Origin of the sequence: Nocardia sp. NPDC059180, from assembly GCF_042754945.1 — a bacterium.
Taxonomy (GTDB): Bacteria; Actinomycetota; Actinomycetes; order Mycobacteriales; family Mycobacteriaceae; genus Nocardia.
This window is the reverse complement of record NZ_JBHZBU010000014.1, coordinates 38291-59114: the sequence shown is the minus strand read 5'-3', so window position 1 is coordinate 59114 and position 20824 is coordinate 38291. Positions and strand designations below refer to the sequence as shown.

The following is a 20824-nucleotide window of genomic DNA, read 5'->3' as shown; positions in this document are numbered from 1 at the left end:
CGCACACTGACAGTGGGGCGGCTGCCACGTCACCGGCCTGCGTGCGGCACCGACCGCCCACGCAGCGGTTGGTTCGCGGAACAGGAACGGTTCATCCGGTGTTGCACGATCCGTGACCGAGCAGAACACTGACCTGACGATGTACTCGACCACCTGGTGCGGCTACTGCCGCAGGCTGAAGACACAGCTGGACGAGGCGGGCATCACCTATGCCGAGATCGATATCGAGCAGGACCCCGCGTCCGCCGAGTTCGTCGGCAGCGTCAACGGCGGCAATCACGTGGTCCCGACGGTGAAATTCGCCGACGGCTCGACGGCGACCAACCCGTCGTTGGCCCAGGTCAAGCAGGCACTGGCCGCCATCTCCTGAAACAACTGATCACCGCGCTCAGTCGAGCGCGGCCCAGGACTCCACGATGGTGCGGGCGATCGAGATCGACCCCGGCAGCAGCAGCCTGGCACCCTCCGCACGCGTCGACCAGTCGCCCGCGTCCAGCGCCGCGCGGACTTCGGCGCGGGTGAACCAGTGCGCGTCGGCGATCTCGCCGTCGGAGAAGACCAGTGGCTGATCCGGGTCGGCGACCGCGCTGAATCCGAGCATCAGCGAGCGCGGGAACGGCCAGGGCTGACTGCCGAGGTAGTGGATGTCGCCGACATCGAGGCCGACCTCTTCACGCATTTCACGCTCGACGCAGCGCTCCAGCGATTCACCCGCCTCCACGAAGCCCGCGAGCAGCGAGAACAGCGTCTCCGGCCAGCTGTGCTGACGGGCCAGCAGGACCCGGTCACCGCCGTCGTGGATCAGGCAGATCACCGCGGGGTCGATGCGCGGGAACTCCTCGAACCCCGCCTCGGTGGCGCGTGACCAGCCGCCCTTGACCGGCACGGTGAGTGTGCCGTCGGCCGCGTGATAGCCGGCCTTGTCGTGCCAGTTCAGCAGGGCCAGCGCGGTGGACAGCAGGCCAGCGGTGAAATCGTCGACGGTGGCGGCCATGGCACGCAGATCGAGCAGCGATCCCGCGAGTTCGTGATCGCGCACCGCCCACAGATGGACCCCGTCGGCGACACCGAGGAACACCGCCGCCGGATCCGGTTCGGCCGACAGCTCGACGGCCGTGCCGAAGACCAGTGCACCCTCATCGAAACGCACCTGACCACGCCGATTGATCCGCAGCAGTTTGGCGGTGGACCAGCCTTCCTTCAATGCCTGCGGGTCGGCGCGCACCTCCTCGGCCCGGTCGACGGCGGAACGGGACAGCAGCGGAACGTTATTGAGCTGGAATGCCACAACCCGAGCTTAGTGGAGTGCTATCGGACCGGATCAGCGCCCGGCGCGGCGCAGGTACAGCAGTTTGTCGCCGTGGTCGAGCGCGTCGACCTCCGGTTCGCCGACCCTGATCAGCTCGCCGGCGCGCACGACACCGAGCACGATATCGCTGAGATGGCGCGGGGAGCCGCCGACCTCGCCGGGTTCGACGTCACGTTCGGACACCGCGAACCCCTGCTCCGGAGTGAGCAGATCCTCGATCATCTCCACCACCGTCGGTTTGGTGGTCGCGATGCCGAGCAATCTACCCGCGGTCTCAGAGGAGACCACCACCGAATCAGCACCCGACTGCCGCAGCAGGTGGGTGTTATCGGATTCGCGAATGGCGGTCACGATCTTGGCACTCTTGGTGAGTTCGCGTGCGGTCAGCGTGACCAGAACCGAGGTGTCGTCCCTGTTGGTGGCAACCACGATGGATGAGGCGTTCTGCACTCCCGCCAGCCGCAGCACATCCGACCGCGAGGCCGAGCCGTGCACGGTAACCAGACCGGCGTTGGCCGCCGATTCCAGCGCGACGGGGTCGGTGTCGACCACCACGATCTCCGACGGCGACGCTCCGTCACCGATCATGGCGTCGATCGCGGTGCGGCCCTTGGTGCCGTATCCGATGACGACGGTGTGATTGCGCACGCTGTGCCTCCAACGCTGAATCTTGAATGCCTGGCGGGACCGTTCCGTCAGCACGCTGAGCGTGGTGCCGACGAGCACGATGAGGAACAGCACGCGCAGTGGGGTGATGACGATGATGTTGATCAGCCGCGCCAGCGGGGTGATCGGCGAGATATCGCCGTATCCGGTGGTCGACAGCGACACCGTCGCGTAATACAGCGCGTCGAGGAATGACAGGGGATTCTCGGAGGCGTCCCGGTAGCCGTCACGGCCGATGTACACCACCAGCGCGGCGCCGAACAGCAGCCCGATCGCGAACAGCACTCGACGCGTCAGCGAGGTCCATGGGCTGGCCTGCACTTCGGGGATGCGCAATACACCCACGAGAGCGAAGTCCGGCTTGTCGGTCATCCGCCCGAGCCCACTGCGCGCGCGGTCACCCAGATCATCGAGCAACGCACTCACCGGTCCCTGATTCCCAGCCGCCGATTCCGGCCGAACTCAACGGCTGCGGCCTTGTTTCACCCTCCGGCACAGCACGGGAGCCTACCCCGTCCCCGCGCCGGTCGACGGAGTCGACGCGATGTCATGCCCGGATGTCGGCGCGGACGAGCGCGGGGCCTCGGCGGTGCGGGGCCCGCGCAGGCGACCGCAGCCGCGGGATCCGGTCCGGGCATCGCGCGGCGGCAGCGGCTTAGAGTGGGCGTATGGCAGCTACCTCGTCCACCGAATTCGATACCAGCCGGAAGCCGGCGCTGTTGATGGCAGCCGCGCTGTTCGGGATGGGTGTGCTGCATTTCGTGGTGCCCAAGCCGTTCGATTCGATCGTGCCGCCCAAGCTCCCGGGCCGCGCGCGCAGCTATACCTATGCCTCGGGTGTGGCCGAACTCGGTGTGGCGACCGCACTGGCGGTGCCGCGCACCCGGCGCCTCGGTGGACGGCTCGCCGCCGCACTGTTCATCGCGGTGTTCCCGGCGAACGTGCAGTTCGCGGTGGATTCGCTGGGCAGCTCGAAGGCCGGATGGCCGGTGAAGCTGGTCTCGGTGCTGCGACTGCCGCTACAGATTCCGATGATCACCACGGCGCTCGCGGTGAGTCGTCGGGCGCCGCGGAGCTGATCAAGTCGGTCAACTCGCTCGCGCCCGGCAGATCGGCAGGCGCGACGGTGCGGCCGCTGCGGATGTAGTGGAACGCGGCGCCGATCCGATCGAGCAGTTCCTCCGGATCCGCGCCGGTGCGCGCCGCCATCAGTCGCGCCCAGGCCAGCCGGTACACCGCCAGTTGCACGGCGACGGCGGGTTCGTCGGCGGCGCTCGGTTCGGCGCCGGTCTTCCAGTCCAGGACTGTCCACCGGCCGTCGGGTTCGGCGAACACCGCGTCCATCCGGCCGCGGATCACCGTGCCTGCGATGGTCGTTTCGAACGGGACCTCCACCTCGACGGGACTGCGGTGGGCCCAGCGCGAGGACAGGAACGACTCCTGCATGCGCGCCAGCTCCGCGTCGGCGCTGTCGACGGTGTCGGCGGCGCCGGGCAGTTCGTCCAGGCCGAGCAGGCGATCGGCGGCGAACCAGCGTTGCACCCAGGCGTGGAAGGCGGTGCCGCGCCGGGCCATCGGGTTCGGCGGATACGGGAGCGGACGACGCAGCCGCGCCGCGAGCCTGGCCGGATCGGACCGCAACTCCACCAGTGCGGTCGCGGGCAGTCTGGTGGGTAGCTCGACTTCTTCGGCAACAACACTGGCACTGCGGTGTTCGGCCAGCAGCGCCTCGACGTCGGCGGCCCAGCCGTCGGGGTCGTCATCCTCGGCGTCTTCCGGTGTTCCCCCGGCCGATGGGTCCGCCGCGATTTCCGTCATGGCGGCCCGCACCAGACGCGCACCCTGTTCGATCGGATCGCGGCGCCTGCCGAGCGGGTCACGCGGCCAGCGCGCGGTGGCGGGGTTGTCGGTGAATGGATTGCCCGCCTCCGGGTCCGGTGGATCGTCCCAGCGAGCGAGTTCGGCAGCACCGTGGGCAGGGCTGCCGGTGTCCTCGTTCGCTTGCTTCAGTTCGAGCAGGAACTCCGAGGGCCCCTTGACCGACGGGCTGGTTTCGGACCAGTAGTGGCCCGAAACCAGCAGCACCCGCTCGGTTCTGGTGAGCGCGACGTAGAACAGCCTGCGGTCCTCGTCGAGGCGGCGACGATCCAGCGCGGCCTTGTGTGCCTTGATGGCGCGGTCGAGATCGGAGCGGTCGTAGAGGTCGGACAGGTCGAGCACCGGAACTCCGTCGGCGCCGTCGTCGTCTCGGGCTCGGTCACCGCGCAGGGTCGTCGGCAGTTCGGCGAGGGCACCGAGCCAGCTCCCGGAGGCCTTGCCCGACGGGAACACATCGCGCACCACATGCGGCACCGCCACGATCTCCCATTCCAGGCCCTTGGCCGCGTGCACGGTGAGCACCTGCACCCGGTCCTTGGCGACCTCGACCTCTCCCGGTTCCAGCCCGTTCTCCACCGATTCGGCGGCGGTGAGGAAGGCGAGCAGCCCGCTCAGCGACGCGCCTGAATCGCCGGCGTAGCCCGCGACGACCTCGGCGAAGGCATCCAGATGTTCGCGGCCCGCACCCGCGCCGGACATCGCACGCCTGGCCTGGGTTTCCACTCCGACGCCGATGGTGCGTTCCACGTCGGCGACCAGCTCCGTCAACGGCTGGCCGCTGCGTTCGCGCAGGGCGGCGAGTTCGCGGCCCAAGGCCACGATGCGCCGGTGTCCGTCGGCCGAATACTGTTCCGGCGAACCAGGATCGGCGATGGCGTCGGCGAGCCCGGCCTGTTCGGCCGGTTCAGGCGCGACCTCGCGCAGCGCGACGGCAAGGGCGGCGCCATCGGTGATGTCGCCAGTGCCTGCCGTACCGCGACCGATGGACAGGTCCCTGGCCCGGCGGGAGAGCGCGGATAGATCCGACACTCCGATTCGCCAGCGCGCGCCGGTCAGGATGCGCACCGCCGCGCTGCCCGCGCCGGGTTCGGCGATCAATCGGAGGGTGGCCACGATATCGGCGACCTCCGGGGTGGCCAGCAGCCCACCGAGGCCGACGATCTCCACCGGCAACCCCTGCTCGCGCAGTGCTTCGGCGATCGGAGCGGCATCGGCGTTGCGACGCACCAGGACCGCGGAGGTCGGCGGCTGTTCGCCCGCGTCGTGGCGCGCTGCCCAATCCGCCGCGATCCGGGTGGCGAACCACTCGCGCTCATCGGCGACGGTGGCGGTGAGCGCGAAAGCCACCGCACCCGCCTCGGCGGCGGGTTTGGCTCGCAGGGCGTCGACGGTGACGCCGCCGCCCTCGATCGCCTTGCGGCGCAGCGGATCGGCGACCAGGTTGGCCAGCGCCAGCGCTTCGGGTGGGTTGCGCCAGCTGGTCAGCAGCGACAGCGTCGGTGCCGGCACGCCCGGTGCGGCAGGGAAGTCCGTGGCGAAACGCGGGAGATTCGCCGCCGAGGCGCCGCGCCAGCCGTAGATGGATTGCATGGGGTCGCCGACCGCGGTGACGGCCGGGCGGTCGGCGCCGGAACCGTACCCGCCGAACAGCGCGGCCAGCAGGATGCGCTGGGCATGGCCGGTGTCCTGATACTCATCGAGCAGGACCAGCCGGAAACGGGCGCGTTCGGCGCTACCGACCTCGACGTGCTCGGCCGACAGCCGCGCCGCCAACGACATCTGCGCGCCGAAATCCAGAGCGCCACGCCGCCGCAACGCCTCACCCAATTGCCGCACCAGTGGCAGCAGCGCCACCCGCTCACGTTGCACCTTCAATAACTTCAGCAGTTCCTGGCTCGGCCCACCGCGCTGGCGCGGACCCGCGGGCAGGGTGTGCACCAGTTTCTCCAGTTCGGTATGCGCCTCGGCGAGGTCCTCCGGTTCCACCAGATGTTCGGCCAGCTGCCCGGACAGCGCGAGTACCGCCTCGGTGACCGAGACGGGCGTGCGTTCGGTGTCGAGATCGCCGTCCCAGGTGCGCACCACCTGATGGGCCAGCTGCCACAGCTGGGTTTCGGTGAGCAGCGTCGCCGACGGCTCCACCGGGAGCAGCAGACCGTGCTCGGTCAGCAGCCTGCCCGCATAGGAGTGGTAGGTGCTGATCTCCGGTTCCGCGCCCGCCAGTGACGCACGCAATCCGCCGGTCGGATCGAGTTCCCGCAACAGCGGTGCCCCCGCGAGCCGGGCCAGACGAGTCCGGATACGGATGGTCAACTGCTGCGCCGCTTTTCGGGTGAAGGTCAGGCCGAGGACCTCATCGGGCAGCACGAGCCGATTGGCCACCATCCAGACCACGCGCGCCGCCATGGTCTCGGTCTTGCCCGCACCCGCACCCGCCACCACCAGCGTCGGACCGGGCGGTGCCGCGATCACCGCGGCCTGCTCATCGGTGGGTGGCGGCAGGCCGAGTGCCTCGGCGAGCTGCCACGGCGTGACCCGAGTGCTCATTCGTCGGTCACCTGACGTCCGGTGTCCTGGACCGGGCAGCTGCCCGCGACGGCGCAGTGGCGGCAGCCGTCGTTGCGCATGGCGAGGAAGCTGGGACCTTTGGTCGCTGCGGCGGCGTCGTGGATGGTGCCGCGCCAGATGTGCAGAGCTTCGCCGTCGAGGGGTTGCTGGGTGCGCTGGGTGGCGCCGTCGCGGGTGCTGGGTTTGGCGACGTAGACGAGGCGGGCGCCGCCTGGTTCGCCGAGCTCGAGGTCTCCCTGGGTGGTGTCTGGTTTGGGGGGGCCGCCGAGTTCCGGGGCATCGTCGGCGGCGCCCGAACTGTCCGACAGGCCGGCGTGGTTGCTTTCTGCCGAGGCGTCGTCGAATTCTCCTCGCACACGATCCGATTCGCCGGGCACAGCGTCGAGCGCGCCGAATGCGGCGGCGACCTGATACGTGGCCAGCTGCGCGTGGTCCTCGGCGGCCTTGGCGGAGACCGGGTTCTTGCCGGTCTTCACATCGACGATGACGAACCGGCCCATCCCATCGCGTTCGAGCCGGTCGACCCGGCCGCGGATGCGCACCGGCGGCTCGTCGTCGGCGCGAGGCGGCAGCACACAGTCGACCGGTACCTCGATGCCGACCTGGGTGAGCTCGCCGCGCGTGTTGTCGACCCAGCTCAGGAATGTTTCCAGCATGGCCTCGGTGCGGCGGCGTTCCTGCCGGGAATGCCAGCCCGCATCGCCGTCGACCGACTGCCACACCGCCTGCAGCGCGGCCCGCACCTGGGAGGTCGGCACTTTCCCGGCCAATGCCTGGACCAGGGTGTGCACCAGATTGCCCTTGACCGCGTGCGGATTGTCGCCATCGGTGCCGCCATGACGTTCCAGCGCCCAGCGCAGCGGGCAGGTGCGCAATAGTTCGACCGTCGACGGTGACAGTGCCACCGCGGATTCGTCGTCGTCCCACAGCGGCTGTTCGGAGCTGAGTTCGGCGGTGCCGTACCACTCGTCGGGGCCGGTGCCGCGCACACCCGCGTCGGTCAATCGGGCCAGATGCCGTGCCGCGCGATGTCTGCGGTCCGGGTCTGCTTCGGGATCGCAGACCACGCCGCGCAATTCGGCCACCAGCGAGCCCATGACCAGCGCGCGACCGGGATCGACGACCGGGAGGGCGCCGGGTTCGCCGTCGTCATCGTGGCCGAGCAGTTCGGCGAGAAACCGTGACGGCACCAGATCGCGATCGCCTGTTACCGACTCCACCGCGGTGACCAGCAGCGATCGACGGGCTCGGCTGCACGCCACCAGCAGCAGTCTGCGCTCCTCGGCCAGGATCGGCGCCGCACGGCTGACCCGTTCGCCATCGGTGAGAATGCCCGCGGCGACGTCGACCAGGTCTTCGGTATGTAGCAGCGTGCCGCGCGGGCGCGGGTCCGGCCAGATCCCCTCCTGCACACCGGCGACCGCGACGACATCCCATTCCCGGCCCGACGCGGCGTGCGCGCTCAGCAGCTCTACCGCCTCGACAGGGTTGGTGCGCACCGCGGCATCGTGCGGGATCTCCTGATGCAGTAGGTATTCCACGAAGCCCTCGATACCGGCACGCGGCAGCCGGTCGACGTAGGCGGCGGCAGCATCGAACAAGGCGACCGCCGCGTCCAGATCTCGATCGGCCTGCGCGCCGACGGCACCGCCACGTTCGGACTGCGCGACCCAGCGCCGCTCCAACCGCGCCCCGGTCCACAACGCCCACAGCACATCCTCTAGCCCGCCCCCGCGCCGGCGCGCCTTCCGTGCTCGATCCAGCGCGGCCAGCACCCGCCGCAGCGGCGCTGACTCGACTTCGGTGAGACCGGCGACGATCCGCGTGTCGCCTACGCCGAGCAGCAAGTCGCGGAGGACTTCGGCAGAGGATTGTTCCGAGGGAGAGCGCCGGGCTGAGGGTTCGGCCGAGACGACGGGCGCATCGTCAGGAGACAGTGTCGAGAGGTTAACGGCGTCGGTGGGATCCGACACATCAACAACATCGGCATCGGCATCGGGTGTTTCCACCGAGAGCCCGTAGCGGTCTTCTCGATCACGCGGATCGAGATCGATGCCGTACCAGTCGGCGTCGGCCGACATCCGGGACGCCTGTTCGATCGTCCATTCCGGGGTGAGGTCGGCGTCGGCAGGATCGGGTGGCGCAGGGACGTCCTCGGGCTCCGGTGCGGGATCGGCGTCCGACCAGGGGTTATCGGCCTCGCGGGCGGCGGCGGCGCGTTCCAGGTCGAGTGCGGTGCGGCGGATACCGCGGCGCAGGCGGCGCAGGGCGATCTGGTCGGCGCCGCCGAGAGGACCGGACAGCAGGTCGAGAGCGTCGTCGGGGGTGAACAGAGCCTCGTGGCGATGCGGGCCCACCATCGGGTCCGGGGCCGCTGACGCTTCCGAGGCGAGGATGGCCCGCAGCGATGACAACATCCACGCGGCACCACGCCGCCGGGCCAAGGGGGTGTCCAGCGCTGGCTGGCGCACCGGAACACCGGCGGCGAGCAGCGCGCGACGTAACGGCGGTAGCGACAGTGGCACCGAGCGCACGACGACCGCCATCCGTGACCAGGGCACACCATCGGTGAGATGGGAGCGACGCAGATGGTCGGCGATCAGCGCCGCCTCCTTGGCCGGGGTGGCGAGCACCCGGACTCGGACATCGGCGCCGTGATCGGGCGCGAGGGCCTGCTCGTCGCGTCCGGGCCGTGGCCGTTGTGGTCCACTGCCGGGCAGCCTCGCAGCGACCCGGGCCACTGCCAGCCGCACCGCGGGTACCGAACGATGGTTCGCGTGCAGCACGATTCGCTGCCGGTCCGATACGTCGAGGTCGAGCAGGAAGCGCGCATCCGCACCACGGAAGGCGAACACACCCTGATCGGGATCACCGGCGACAACGGTGACCGCCGCGCCCGCACTCAGTACCCGCACCAGCGTCGCGGCCTGCGGATCCAGGTGCTGGGCGTCGTCGACCAGCAGATAGCGCAGCCGATCACGTTCGACGGCCAGCAGATTCGCGTCGGTGGCCAACGCATCGAGAGCAGCGCCGACCAGTTCGGCCGCGTTGAGTGCGGGAGCGGAGGCTTCCGGAGCCGCCACCCCCACCGACCAGCGCAGCAACATCGCCTGCTCGTACCGCGCGGCGAACCGGCCCGCCGCGACCCACTCCGGTTTGTCCCGCTCACGGCCGAGCCGGGTCAGATCCTCGGGGCCGAGTCCACGTTCGGTGGCCCGCAGCATCAGATCGCGCAGTTGATCGGCGAAACCCGCGAGACCGAGCGCGGGATGCAGCCGCTGCGGCCAGAGATCGGTCGCCCCCTCGGCGATATCGATCAGATCCCCACGCAACATCTCCCGCAACACAGCATCCTGCTCCGACCCGGTGAGCAACCGTGGTGGTGGGTTGCCGTGGGCGACGGCGTGGCGGCGCAGGACGGAGAAGGCGTAGGAGTGAATGGTGCGAACGAGTGGTTCTCTGGTCGCACCGGGGACGCCGACGAAGTGCGCGGGGTCCGTGTCGAGCCGACCGGTCTCCGGCTCCTCGCCGCCTCGATCCAATGCCGCATCCAGCTCATCGAGGGCGAACAGCCCTGCCTCATCCCACGCAGCCTCCGGGTCTGGCGGCGGTTCGAACTGCGCGTCGCCGACATCGGCCGCGACCGGGCCCGGCACCGCCCGATCACCCTCCCGACCGCTCTCGGCAGGCGTCGACAACCGCGCGGTTATCGCATCGCGCACCACTGCGGCGGCGTTCTTGGAGTGCGCGAGCAACAGCACCGACTCCGGGTCGGCACCCGCCGATATCCGGTCGGCTGCCAGGTCGACGAGCAGCGAGGTCTTGCCGGTCCCGGGACCACCGAGCACTTGCCAGGTCCCGGTACCCGGCCGGATTGTGCCCGGATCGGCGGCGGTGGCGAACAACGCGCGGACCTCGGCGCCCCAGACCCTTGGCCCGGGCGCCGCCACCTTCCGGCGAACCAGCCGCACCGCGTTATCCGATCGCACCACGTGGGCTATTGCAACAGACGCGGCCGACACACCCGGTGGCGGCGCCGCGCCGCCTGGTGCTGCGCCCGATTCGGTCAACCGTCAAAATGTCACCGTGTCCCCACTCCACGTTCACCGTTTCGGCCCGCGCACCGGCCCGGTGCTGCTCGCCCTGCACGGCGTGACCGGCCACGGCAGGCGCTGGGCCGATCTGGCCGAACGATTTTTGCCCGATGTTCGGATCCTCGCCCCCGACCTGCGCGGACACGGCCGTTCGACCTCGCTGCCGCCCTGGAATTTCGAGACGATCGTCCAGGATTTGGTGGAGCTGCTGGCCGAAGAGACCGACGAGCCGGTGGTGCTGGTCGCGCATTCGTTCGGCGGCGCGTGTGCCCTGCATCTGGTGCGTCATCACCCGCGACTGGCCCGCAATCTGATCCTGCTCGATCCGGCCATCGCCCTCGACCCGACGCGGCTGCACGAGATCGCCGTGTCCACCCTGGCGTCACAGGACTACGACGACGTCGAGCAGGCGCGGATGGACAAGCTGCACACCGGCTGGGGTGATGTCGCGTCCGAGCTGTTGCAGGCCGAACTGGACGAGCACCTGATGCCCACCGCGAACGGGCGGGTCGGCTGGCGCATGAGCCTGCCCGCGATCAATTCCTACTGGGGGCAGCTTGCCCGCCACTACGCGCTGCCGCCGCAGGATCTGCCGACGGTGCTGGTCCAAGCCATGAAGGTCGACCCGCCGTTCGTCACTGCGGAGTTCCGCGAAGCGATCACCGCGCATATGGGCCAGAACCTGTCGGTGCATGAATGGGACTGCGACCATATGGTCGCCCAGGCCATGCCCGCCGAGACCGCCGCACTCATCCGCACCGTGCTCTGATGCCCACCTCCGACGCCGAGATCGAACGAGTCCGCGCGCTGGTCGCGTCGATTCCGCGCGGCCGGGTGGCCACCTACGGCGACATCGCCGCGGCGGCGGGCCTGACCACCCCGCGAACCGTCGGCTGGATCATGCGCACCGACTCCGCCGATCTACCCTGGCACCGCGTCCTCGGCGCCGCGGGCCGCCCGGCGCATCACCTGGCCGGCAAGCAACTGCGTTTGCTCGCGGCCGAGGGGGTCCCGATACACGACGGTCGAGTGAATCTGCGGTCCGTCCGCTTCACCTTCCCCGACGACCTCACCCACCAGCCGCGATAAGTCGTGCGCACCGCCCGCACCTGCCGGGGCAGTCACGACCGGCACAACGCGCGCCCGGTAGCCCGCAATCCACCCCTGCCGATCCGATCTGCGGTTACCGTGGAGTGATGACCACCCGTCTGGCGTGTGTGGTATTCGATGCGGACCAGCCACGTATGGTGGCGGATTTCTGGGCTCGGCTGCTCGGCTGGACGGTGACGCTGGATCGTCCGGGCGAAGTCGACGTGGCGGCGCCCGACGCCGCAGGCCCCGACCTTGCATTGACCTTCCTGCCCGCGTCCCGGGCCAAGAGCGGTAAGAACCGGATCCACCTCGATGTGGCCAGCCGGTCCACCGACCACCAGCGCATGCAAGTGGACAGGGCGCTCGCGCTCGGCGCCAGGCCAGTCGATATCGGACAGGGTGAGGTGCCGTGGATGGTGCTCGCCGATCCCGAGGGCAACGAATTCTGCGTGCTGGAACCACGCGAGGAATATGTGGACACCGGGGCGGTGGCGGCCATCGTGGTCGACACCTTCGACCCGCAGCGGCTCGCGCAGTTCTGGTCGACTGCCTCCGGCTGGCCGATTTCGCGCGGCGGTCCGCCGGTGACGGGCCTGCGTTCGCCGACCGGGCTGGGTTCCTGGTTGGAGTTCGTGCAGACCGAAGAGGTGAAACAGGGCCGCAACCGGCTGCACCTGGATGTCGCCGCGTTTCCCGCCGACGATCCCACCGCCGAGGTCAACCGGCTCAGGGCGGCCGGCGCGAGCACGATCGAACCCGCAGGCGCCGAGCCCGGCCTGCCGCTCGCGGACCCCGAAGCCAACGAGTTCTGTCTGCTCTCAACCGCCGACGACGGTGCGGCACTCTGATCGCTACCCGCCGCATCCCGGCCTGATCGCCTCCATCGGCATGCGGTCGCCAGGAGGCGATCGGGTGCCGACCGATCACGCCTGCCGTGCTCGTCGCATTCCTCGGCCACGAGTTCGGCGGACGACCGACTCCGGCACGCGCTGCACGCTGGCGACGGCGCGGGCCGCGCGGCTGCGGTTGATCGTCGAACTAGCATGGACACATGTCGAACCACAGCGACGGCCGCGGCCGGTGACGGCTGCCGATGCGATCGTGCTCGCCGGGGGCCGGGCGAGCCGGATGGGTGGTGTCGACAAACCGGCGATCGTCATCGGCGGGCGATCCATGCTGAATGTGGCGTTGGGGGCGGTCACGGGATGTGCGCAAACCGTTGTCGTCGGACCACATCGACCGGAGCTGGATCCGGGTGTCCGGCAGGTGCGTGAGGTGCCGCCGGGCGCGGGGCCGGTGGCCGCGATCGGGGCCGGGCTGCGCGCGCTCGGCGCCGAGGCCGCGCCGCGGGTCGTGGTGCTGGCCGCGGATCTGCCGTTTCTGACCGAGTGGGCGGTGGCCGATCTGCTGCGGCGCAGCGATCAGTCCGGCGCCGACGCGGTGTTCGCGGCCGACGAGTCCGGGCGCCCGCAATACCTGATCGGCGTGTGGCGCCGCAGTGCGCTGACCGCCCGCCTGTCCCGCCTGGACTCCCTGGTCAATCAACCCATGAAGGCGCTGGTACCCGACGACACCGTGATGGTGACGCTGGACGGCGTCACCGACTGCGACACCGACGACGAGGTGCGCGCGGCGCGGGCCGTCATCGACGGCGGGCACGATCCGGGCCACCAGCGGCCGCCGCTGCTCTTGGACGAAGCGCGACAGAGCTTGCGCGACAATCTCTCTCGCCTCACCCCCTACCACACCGAACTGTTCGAGGTCGCGGGCGCCGCACTGGCGGCACCGATCCGGGCGGCCGGGCCGCTGCCGCGTTTCGACGTCTCGGCCATGGATGGTTACGCCGTCGCCGGTGATGGTCCGTGGCGGCTGCGCGCCGATATCGGCTTCGCCGGCGGGCAGCGCCCGGTGGGCCTGCTGCCCGGTGAGGCGGTGCGCATCGCGACCGGTGCGCATGTCCCCGATGGCACCACCGGAGTGCTACGCGACGAGTTCGCCGGTGTCACCGACGACCATCATCTGCGGCGATTGCCGGACTCCCCGCTCCGGGGCGATATCCGCCATCGCGGTGAGGATCTCGAACGTGGTGATCTCATTGCCGATGAGGGCGCCCCGGTGACGGCCGCCTTGATCTCGGCCGCTGCGGCCGTCGAGGTTCCCGAGGCAGCGGTGCGTGGCCCGGTGCGCGCTCGGATCATCATGACCGGCGACGAGATCCGCGCCTCCGGCCCGCTGCACGGTGGCCAGACCCGCGACTCGATCGGCCCGATTCTGCCGGAACTGTTGTCCCGCCACGGTATTCGCACCGTCGATCGAGTACATCTGCGCGACACCCCGCACGGTTTCGACGAAGTACTCAGCGGCACAGATGGTTTCGACCTGCTGGTCGTCGTCGGGGCGACCGGCTCGGGCGCCGCCGACCAACTACGCGCCGCCCTGAGCCGCGCCGACGCCCGCGTCCTGGTGCACCGTTTGCGGCTGCGGCCGGGTGGTTCCACCGTCGTCGCCGAACTCGGCTCGGGCGCAACCGTTCTCGGCCTCCCAGGAAACCCCTTCGCCGCTGTCGCGGTGCTCACGGCCCTGGCACGTCCACTGGTGGAGGGCCGCACGGGCGCGCGTCCGGCACGACCTTTGCTCGGCCCGCTGCACAATGCGAGCGAGATCGCGGGCCCCATCCCCCGGATCGTCCCGGCCGTCGCGGACCCGGACGGCGGCTGGCGCGGGGAACCCGCCGTCCGCACCGCCCACCTCGGCGGGCTGCTCGGGCGTGACGGCCTGGTCGTCGTCCCCGCCGACGCCCACGACGGCGCACTGGTGGAGTTCTTGCCGCTGCCCGGCTGAGTCCTGCATCCTGAGCTCTCGCCGAGCGGGCGGAGCGGCGGCAGATCGATCAGTCCAGCTCGCGCACGACGGCGTCGATCCGGTTGACGCGGGTCTGCTCGCGTTTGGCCTCGGAGATCCGGCGTACCGCGTCGCGGCGCTTGGAGTAGGACAGTTCATCGAACCGCGGCCGCAGGCCGGCCGTGTCGAGCGCGGCGGCCAAGTCGTCGGGGACCTCGACCGCCCGTTCGGCGGTGTCGCGTTCGACGGTGACCGTCACCAGATCACCGGGTCCCTTATCGAGTTCGCTGCGGATCGCTTTCAGCATGCCGAGGCATGGGCCTGCGCCCATCGAGACGATCGAGCCGGTGTAGTCGATGTGGTCGAAGCGGGCGCGCACCGGGATCCGCCCGCCGCCACCGAGGGCGTCTATCACCTCGGCGGGCACAGCGACATACGCGCCGCCGCCCACCGCGGATTCGATTCGTGCCTCGAACTCGGCCATGTCCGCAGAATATCGCGATCCTCGCCAGATATTGGAGCAAATATTCGGCGAATGGGAGTGGCGCCCGCCACTTTCGCTGTGTTAACAAATGTAAAGCGGCCGAGAAGCGGTGGTTTCCAAAGCTTCACCGATGCTTCCGAGACCGGCCCTCTGCGCTCCGATCGCCGGACGTCAATCGCGCGTTTTCCCAGGTCGGCCCGGCTGCGGCGGGCATGCTGACACCCCGCGGAATGACAATCGGGTTGCGCTGACCTCACAGCTCACAATGGCGCTCTGCGCGCTGTGAGAGATTCGTTTGGCCGCCGGTCGTGACCTCCTTACAGTCGGGACATCAGCCCGATTTCACCGCTCGAAGGGGGCGTCGTGGTTAATTCACGCACTCAGGGTTCCGCGCCCTCCGATTCGGCTCACCGGTCCGACGCCGGCGATGCGCTCCTGCGGCTGGGCAAATACTTCAACAAGGGCGAAGTATCGGCCGACCATCGGACGCTGCACAAGACCGGCGGCCGCAGTGCCGACGAGTTCTACCGCGACCGCTGGTCCCACGACAAGGTCGTGCGCTCCACCCACGGCGTCAACTGCACCGGCTCGTGTTCCTGGAAGATCTACGTCAAGGACGGCGTGATCACCTGGGAGTCGCAGCAGACCGACTATCCCTCGGTGGGTTCGGACAAGCCCGAATACGAGCCGCGCGGCTGCCCGCGTGGTGCGTCGTTCTCTTGGTACACCTACTCCCCAGCGCGGGTGCGCTACCCGTATGTGCGTGGCACGCTGCTCGAGCTGTACCGCGAAGCCAAGTCGCGGCTCAAGGACCCGGTGACGGCCTGGGCCGATATCGTCGAAGATCCCGCGAAAGCCAAGGCGTACAAGGCTGCTCGCGGTAAGGGCGGTTTCGTGCGTGCGGAATGGTGGGAAGCCGCCGAGATCGCCGCCGCCGCGCACGTGTACACGATCAAGCAGTACGGCCCGGACCGCGTCGCCGGATTCTCGCCGATCCCCGCCATGTCGATGGTCAGCCATGCGGTGGGCGCGCGGTTCATCTCGCTGCTCGGCGGTTCGATGCTGTCGTTCTACGACTGGTACGCCGACCTGCCGGTGGCCTCACCGCAGGTTTTCGGCGACCAGACCGACGTGCCGGAATCGGCCGACTGGTTCGACGCCGGCTACCTCATCATGTGGGGTTCCAACGTCCCGGTGACCCGAACCCCGGACGCGCACTACATGACCGAGGCCCGCTACCGCGGCCAGAAGGTTGTGGTGGTCTCCCCCGACTACGCCGACAACACCAAGTTCGCCGACGAATGGGTGCCCGCCCGCCCCGGCACCGACGCCGCACTGGCCATGGCCATGGGTCATGTGGTCCTCACGGAGTTCTTCGTCGAGAAGAGCACGCCACGGTTCCTCGACTACATCAAGCGCTACACCGACCTGCCCTACCTGATCACCCTGGACGAACGCGACGGCGTTTTCGTCCCCGGCAAGTTCCTGACATCGGCCGATCTCGGCAGCGATACGGACAGCGCCGAATTCCGCACCGTGCTGCTGGATGCCGACGGAAACCCGGTGGTGCCCAACGGTTCTCTGGGTGACCGGTTCGGCGAGGACGGCACTGGACGCTGGAATCTGGACCTGGGGGAGGTCGATCCTCTGCTGACTCTGCACGGCCGCACCGACGACGCTGCGGCTGTGCAGTTCCCTCGCTTCGACACCGACACCCCGGACGTGCTGACCCGCGGTGTCCCGACGATGTTCCTGGCGGGCAAGCGCGTCACCACCGTCTTCGACCTGCTGCTGGCCCAGTACGGTGTGGCCCGCAGCGGGCTGCCCGGCAGCTGGCCCACCGGTTTCGACGACGCCTCCGAGCCCTACACCCCGGCCTGGCAGGAATCGATCACCGGCGTACCCGCCAAGCAAGCCGCCCGCATCGCCCGCGAGTTCGCCGACAACGCCGACAAGTCCGGTGGACGCTCGATGATCCTGATGGGCGCGGGTACCAACCACTGGTTCCACTCCGATCAGATCTACCGCGCGTTCTTCACCCTGACGCTGCTCACCGGCTGCCAGGGCGTCAACGGCGGCGGCTGGGCCCATTACGTCGGCCAGGAGAAGTGCCGTCCGGTGACCGGCTGGTCCACACTGGCCTTCGCCTCGGACTGGCAGCGGCCGCCGCGCCAGATGCAGGGCACCGTGTTCTGGTACCTGACCAACGATCAGTGGCGCTACGACCCGTTCACCTCCGACACCTTCGCCTCCCCACTCGGCGACGGCCGGTTCACGGGCCGTACGGCCGCCGACAATATCGCCCTCGCCAGCCGTCTTGGGTGGATGCCGACCTACCCGACCTTCGACCGCAACCCCCTCGACCTCGCCGACGAGGCCGAGCAGGCGGGCAAATCCGCGGCCGATCATGTGGTGGACGGCCTGAAATCCGGTGACCTGAACTTCGCCTGCGAGGACCCGGACGCACCGGAGAATTTCCCCCGCGTGCTCACCGTGTGGCGCGCCAACCTGCTCGGTTCCTCCGGTAAGGGCAACGAGTACTTCCAGAAGCATCTGCTCGGCTGCGGCTCCAACCTGCAGACCACCGATGACACCGGTGTCCGCCCGCAGGAACTGAACTGGCGTGAGGAAGCGCCCACCGGCAAGCTCGATCTGCTGCTGTCGCTGGACTTCCGGATGACCAGCACCACCCTGTTCTCCGATATCGTGCTGCCCGCCGCCACCTGGTACGAGAAGCACGACCTGTCCAGCACGGATATGCACCCGTTCGTGCATGCCTTCTCCCCCGCCATCTCCCCGCCGTGGGAGGCCAAGACCGACTTCGACGCGTTCCACCGGATCGCGCGCGGGTTCTCCTGGATGGCGGAGAAGCATCTCGGCGTCCGCAAGGACATCGTCGCGGTGCCGCTACAGCACGATTCGCCCGATGCCATGGCCCAGGCCGGTGGTCGCGTACTGGACTGGAAAGCCGGTGAATGCGAACCGATTCCGGGCAAGACCATGCCGAAGCTGGTGGTGGTCGAGCGTGATTACGGCAAGATCGCGGAGAAGATGGCCGCGCTCGGGCCGCTGGTCGAGACGCTCGGCTTGACCACCAAGGGCATCACCACCCTGCCGGATCAGGAGGTCGAATACCTGGCAGGCATGAACGGCACGGTGATTTCCGGCGTGGCACAGGGGCGTCCATCGCTGGCCAAGGACACCCACGCCGCCGAGGCAATCCTCGCGCTGTCGGGCACCACCAATGGCAGGCTCGCGGTCGAAGGCTTCGAGGCGCTGGAGCGGCGCACCGGCACCGAATTGGCCGATCTGGCTGCCGAGCACGAGGGCAAGCGAATCACCTTCGCCGATACTCAGGCTCGCCCGGTACCTGTCATCACCTCCCCGGAATGGTCCGGCAGTGAGACCGGTGGCCGTCGCTACTCGCCGTTCACCATCAATACCGAACGGCTCAAGCCCTGGCACACCCTCACCGGACGTCAGCACTTCTACCTCGACCACGACTGGATGATCGAACTCGGCGAGCAGCTGCCGATATTCCGGCCGCCGTTGGATATGACGGCGCTGTTCCGGGAACCGAACGTCGGCGAGGTCGGCGAACGCGGTGTGACGGTGCGCTACCTGACCCCGCACTCGAAGTGGTCCATCCACTCCGCCTACCAGGACAACCTGCACATGCTGACGCTCTCACGCGGCGGTCAGACGATCTGGATGTCGGATAAGGACGCCGCCAAGATCGGGGTGGCCGACAACGATTGGATCGAGGCGATCAACCGCAACGGTGTGGTCGTCGCCCGCGCCATCGTCAGCCACCGGATGCCCGAGGGCACCGTGTTCATGTACCACGCCCAGGACCGGGCCGTGGACGTGCCGCGCATCGAAGGCCCCGACGACAGCGCCGCCTCCGGTAAGCCCTTCAACGGCAAGGGCAAGCGCGGCGGTATCCACAACGCGCTCACCCGGATCATGATCAAGCCCTCCCACCTCATCGGCGGCTACGCCCAGCAGTCGTTCGCCCTGAACTATCACGGGCCGACCGGAAACCAGCGCGACGAGGTCACCACCATTCGTCGGCGCAGCCAGGAAGTGGAGTACTAACTATGCGTGTCATGGCACAGCTGGCAATGGTCATGAACCTCGACAAATGCATCGGCTGCCACACCTGTTCGGTCACCTGCAAGCAGGCCTGGACCAATCGCGGTGGCACCGAATACATGTGGTTCAACAATGTGGAGACCCGGCCCGGCCAGGGTTACCCGCGCCAATATCAAGACCAGGAGAAGTGGAAGGGCGGCTGGGCGCTGAACAAGCGCGGCAAGCTGACTCTGAAGTCCGGCTCGCGAATGAAGCGGCTGCTCAACATCTTCGCCAACCCCGACCTGCCCACGGTCGAGGACTACTACGAACCGTGGAGCTACGACTACGACAACCTGCTGTCCTCCCCGGCTATCGACACCACGCCGGTGGCTCGGCCCAAATCCCTGATCACCGGCGAGGACACCAAGATCACCTGGGGCGCCAACTGGGACGACGACCTGGGCAGCGGCCCCGAACAGGTCGGTAAGGACCCGCTACTGGGCAAGCTCGAAGACAAGGTGAAACTGGAGTTCGAAGAGACCTTCATGTTCTACCTGCCGCGCATCTGCGAGCACTGCCTGAACCCCTCGTGTGCGGCGTCGTGCCCGTCGGGTGCGATCTACAAGCGCGCCGAAGACGGCATTGTGCTGGTCGACCAGGACAAATGCCGTGGCTGGCGCCAGTGCATCACCGGCTGCCCATACAAGAAGATCTACTTCAACCACAAGACCGGCAAAGCGGAGAAATGCACGTTCTGCTATCCGCGCGTCGAGGTCGGTATCCCCACCGTGTGCTCGGAAACCTGCGTCGGGCGGCTGCGCTATATCGGCGTGATGCTCTACGACGCCGACGCCGTGCTCGAAGCCGCGTCGGTCACCGACACCAAGGATCTGTACCCGTCGCAACTGGGTGTGTTCCTCAATCCGCACGACCCGCGGGTGGTCGCCGAGGCCGAACGGGCCGGTATCTCGCCGGATTGGATTCAGGCCGCGCAGGATTCGCCGGTCTACAAGCTGATCGTCGACTATCAGATCGCGCTGCCACTGCATCCGGAATACCGGACCATGCCGATGGTCTGGTACGTGCCGCCGCTGTCGCCGGTGGTGGATGTGCTCTCGGAGACCGGGCACGACGCCGAGGACGCGGGCAACCTGTTCGGCGCGATCGACGCGTTGCGGATTCCGATCGAGTACCTGGCCGAGCTGTTCACCGCCGGTGAGATCGGCCCGGTGCGGGCCTCATTGCAGCGGCTGGCGGCGATGCGCTCGTTCATGCGGTCGGTGAACCTCGGGGTGGAGCCGGATCCGTCCATCGCGCCATCGGTGCGGTTGGAGCCGGAGGAGATCGAGGCGATGTACCGGCTGCTGGCCATCGCCAAGTACGAGCACCGCTACGTCATCCCGCAGGGCGCGACCTCCAAGGCGCACGAACTCGATTCGCTGGCCACCGGATGCTCGCTCGATACCGACGGCGGGCCCGGCATGACCGCCTTCGACCAGATGGTGGAGAAGTTCCAGCTGTCCGACACCAATGAGGCAGCGCCCGAGGAGAAATCGGGGCGGATCAATCTGCTGAATTGGGATGGGAAGAGTACCTCGGGGCTGGTTCCGGGTGCGGACAGTAACGGTTCCGACGGGAACGGTTCCGAAGCGAAAACCAACGGCCACACCATGAATCGCGACGGGGCACACGGAGCCGACGGCAACGGGACCACTGGCGCCGGCGGCACCCACGGTGCCGGCGCAGCCGGCGACGAGCTCGCCGACACCGCGGGCAGCGCGACGGGCGGGCGGCCATGATCCGCCGAGAGCCGCC

General features: G+C 68.7%; 13 protein-coding genes. 8 read left to right on the top strand and 5 right to left on the bottom strand.

Going from position 1 to position 20824, the window contains the following annotated elements; all coding sequences use genetic code 11:
• Nucleotides 1-139 precede the first annotated feature (139 nt).
• The gene (locus ACFXNW_RS29870) at nt 140-370 is read left to right on the top strand and encodes a mycoredoxin (RefSeq protein ID WP_379421163.1); all 231 of its coding nucleotides are present in this window, start codon (nt 140-142) and stop codon (nt 368-370) included.
• An 18-nt stretch (nt 371-388) separates the two neighbouring features.
• On the opposite strand, the gene nudC is transcribed toward ACFXNW_RS29870, so the two are convergent.
• The gene (gene nudC / locus ACFXNW_RS29865) at nt 389-1288 is read right to left on the bottom strand and encodes an NAD(+) diphosphatase (RefSeq protein ID WP_379421151.1); all 900 of its coding nucleotides are present in this window, start codon (nt 1286-1288) and stop codon (nt 389-391) included.
• Nucleotides 1289-1321: 33 nt separating this feature from the next.
• Nucleotides 1322-2347 (bottom strand): potassium channel family protein, encoded by a 1026-nt coding sequence (locus ACFXNW_RS29860; RefSeq protein WP_379421162.1) that lies wholly within the window; start codon nt 2345-2347, stop codon nt 1322-1324.
• Nucleotides 2348-2643: 296 nt separating this feature from the next.
• On the opposite strand from ACFXNW_RS29860, the gene ACFXNW_RS29855 reads away from it, so the two are divergent.
• Nucleotides 2644-3054: a hypothetical protein gene (locus ACFXNW_RS29855; RefSeq protein ID WP_379421150.1), complete on the top strand. Its 411-nt coding sequence runs from the start codon at nt 2644-2646 to the stop codon at nt 3052-3054.
• Here the strand turns inward: ACFXNW_RS29855 and ACFXNW_RS29850 are convergent.
• On the bottom strand, nt 3011-6400 hold the full coding sequence (locus tag ACFXNW_RS29850; RefSeq protein ID WP_379421149.1) for an ATP-dependent helicase: 3390 nt from the start codon (nt 6398-6400) through the stop codon (nt 3011-3013). The genes ACFXNW_RS29855 and ACFXNW_RS29850 overlap by 44 nt on opposite strands.
• The gene (locus ACFXNW_RS29845; protein ID WP_379421148.1) at nt 6397-10413 is read right to left on the bottom strand and encodes a PD-(D/E)XK nuclease family protein; all 4017 of its coding nucleotides are present in this window, start codon (nt 10411-10413) and stop codon (nt 6397-6399) included. The genes ACFXNW_RS29850 and ACFXNW_RS29845 overlap by 4 nt, the downstream gene beginning before the upstream one ends.
• 94 nt (nt 10414-10507) lie before the next feature.
• Here ACFXNW_RS29845 and ACFXNW_RS29840 point away from each other — a divergent pair, with 94 nt between their 5' ends.
• The 4 genes from ACFXNW_RS29840 to ACFXNW_RS29825 all read left to right on the top strand — a co-directional run bounded on the left by ACFXNW_RS29840 (nt 10508) and on the right by ACFXNW_RS29825 (nt 14448).
• Nucleotides 10508-11284 carry an alpha/beta hydrolase gene (locus ACFXNW_RS29840; protein WP_379421147.1) on the top strand — a complete coding sequence of 259 codons (777 nt, stop codon included), beginning with the start codon at nt 10508-10510 and terminating at the stop codon, nt 11282-11284.
• Nucleotides 11284-11604 carry an MGMT family protein gene (locus ACFXNW_RS29835; protein WP_379421146.1) on the top strand — a complete coding sequence of 107 codons (321 nt, stop codon included), beginning with the start codon at nt 11284-11286 and terminating at the stop codon, nt 11602-11604. Before ACFXNW_RS29840 ends, ACFXNW_RS29835 begins: the two co-directional genes overlap by 1 nt.
• A 107-nt stretch (nt 11605-11711) precedes the next feature.
• Nucleotides 11712-12455, top strand: coding sequence for a VOC family protein (locus ACFXNW_RS29830; RefSeq protein WP_379421145.1), 744 nt, complete (start codon nt 11712-11714; stop codon nt 12453-12455).
• A 232-nt stretch (nt 12456-12687) separates the two neighbouring features.
• Nucleotides 12688-14448 (top strand): NTP transferase domain-containing protein, encoded by a 1761-nt coding sequence (locus ACFXNW_RS29825; RefSeq protein ID WP_379421144.1) that lies wholly within the window; start codon nt 12688-12690, stop codon nt 14446-14448.
• Nucleotides 14449-14497: 49 nt separating this feature from the next.
• On the opposite strand, the gene ACFXNW_RS29820 is transcribed toward ACFXNW_RS29825, so the two are convergent.
• Nucleotides 14498-14932 carry a YdeI/OmpD-associated family protein gene (locus ACFXNW_RS29820; protein ID WP_379421143.1) on the bottom strand — a complete coding sequence of 145 codons (435 nt, stop codon included), beginning with the start codon at nt 14930-14932 and terminating at the stop codon, nt 14498-14500.
• Nucleotides 14933-15295: 363 nt separating this feature from the next.
• On the opposite strand from ACFXNW_RS29820, the gene ACFXNW_RS29815 reads away from it, so the two are divergent.
• Both ACFXNW_RS29815 and narH read left to right on the top strand, forming a co-directional pair.
• A complete protein-coding gene (locus tag ACFXNW_RS29815; protein WP_379421142.1) occupies nt 15296-19030 on the top strand; it encodes a nitrate reductase subunit alpha in 3735 nt (1244 codons plus the stop codon).
• Nucleotides 19031-19041: 11 nt separating this feature from the next.
• A complete protein-coding gene (gene narH, locus ACFXNW_RS29810; RefSeq protein WP_379421141.1) occupies nt 19042-20808 on the top strand; it encodes a nitrate reductase subunit beta in 1767 nt (588 codons plus the stop codon).
• Nucleotides 20809-20824 lie beyond the last annotated feature (16 nt).

Bases quoted from the DNA above. Each gene is read 5' to 3' on its own strand.
- ACFXNW_RS29870 (WP_379421163.1), top strand. From the start codon at position 140: ATGTACTCGACCACCTGGTGCGGCTACTGCCGCAGGCTGAAGACACAG.
- ACFXNW_RS29860 (WP_379421162.1), bottom strand. From the start codon at position 2,347: ATGACCGACAAGCCGGACTTCGCTCTCGTGGGTGTATTGCGCATCCCC.
- ACFXNW_RS29855 (WP_379421150.1), top strand. From the start codon at position 2,644: ATGGCAGCTACCTCGTCCACCGAATTCGATACCAGCCGGAAGCCGGCG.
- ACFXNW_RS29850 (WP_379421149.1), bottom strand. From the start codon at position 6,400: ATGAGCACTCGGGTCACGCCGTGGCAGCTCGCCGAGGCACTCGGCCTG.
- ACFXNW_RS29835 (WP_379421146.1), top strand. From the start codon at position 11,284: ATGCCCACCTCCGACGCCGAGATCGAACGAGTCCGCGCGCTGGTCGCG.
- ACFXNW_RS29830 (WP_379421145.1), top strand. From the start codon at position 11,712: ATGACCACCCGTCTGGCGTGTGTGGTATTCGATGCGGACCAGCCACGT.
- ACFXNW_RS29820 (WP_379421143.1), bottom strand. From the start codon at position 14,932: ATGGCCGAGTTCGAGGCACGAATCGAATCCGCGGTGGGCGGCGGCGCG.
- narH (WP_379421141.1), top strand. From the start codon at position 19,042: ATGGCACAGCTGGCAATGGTCATGAACCTCGACAAATGCATCGGCTGC.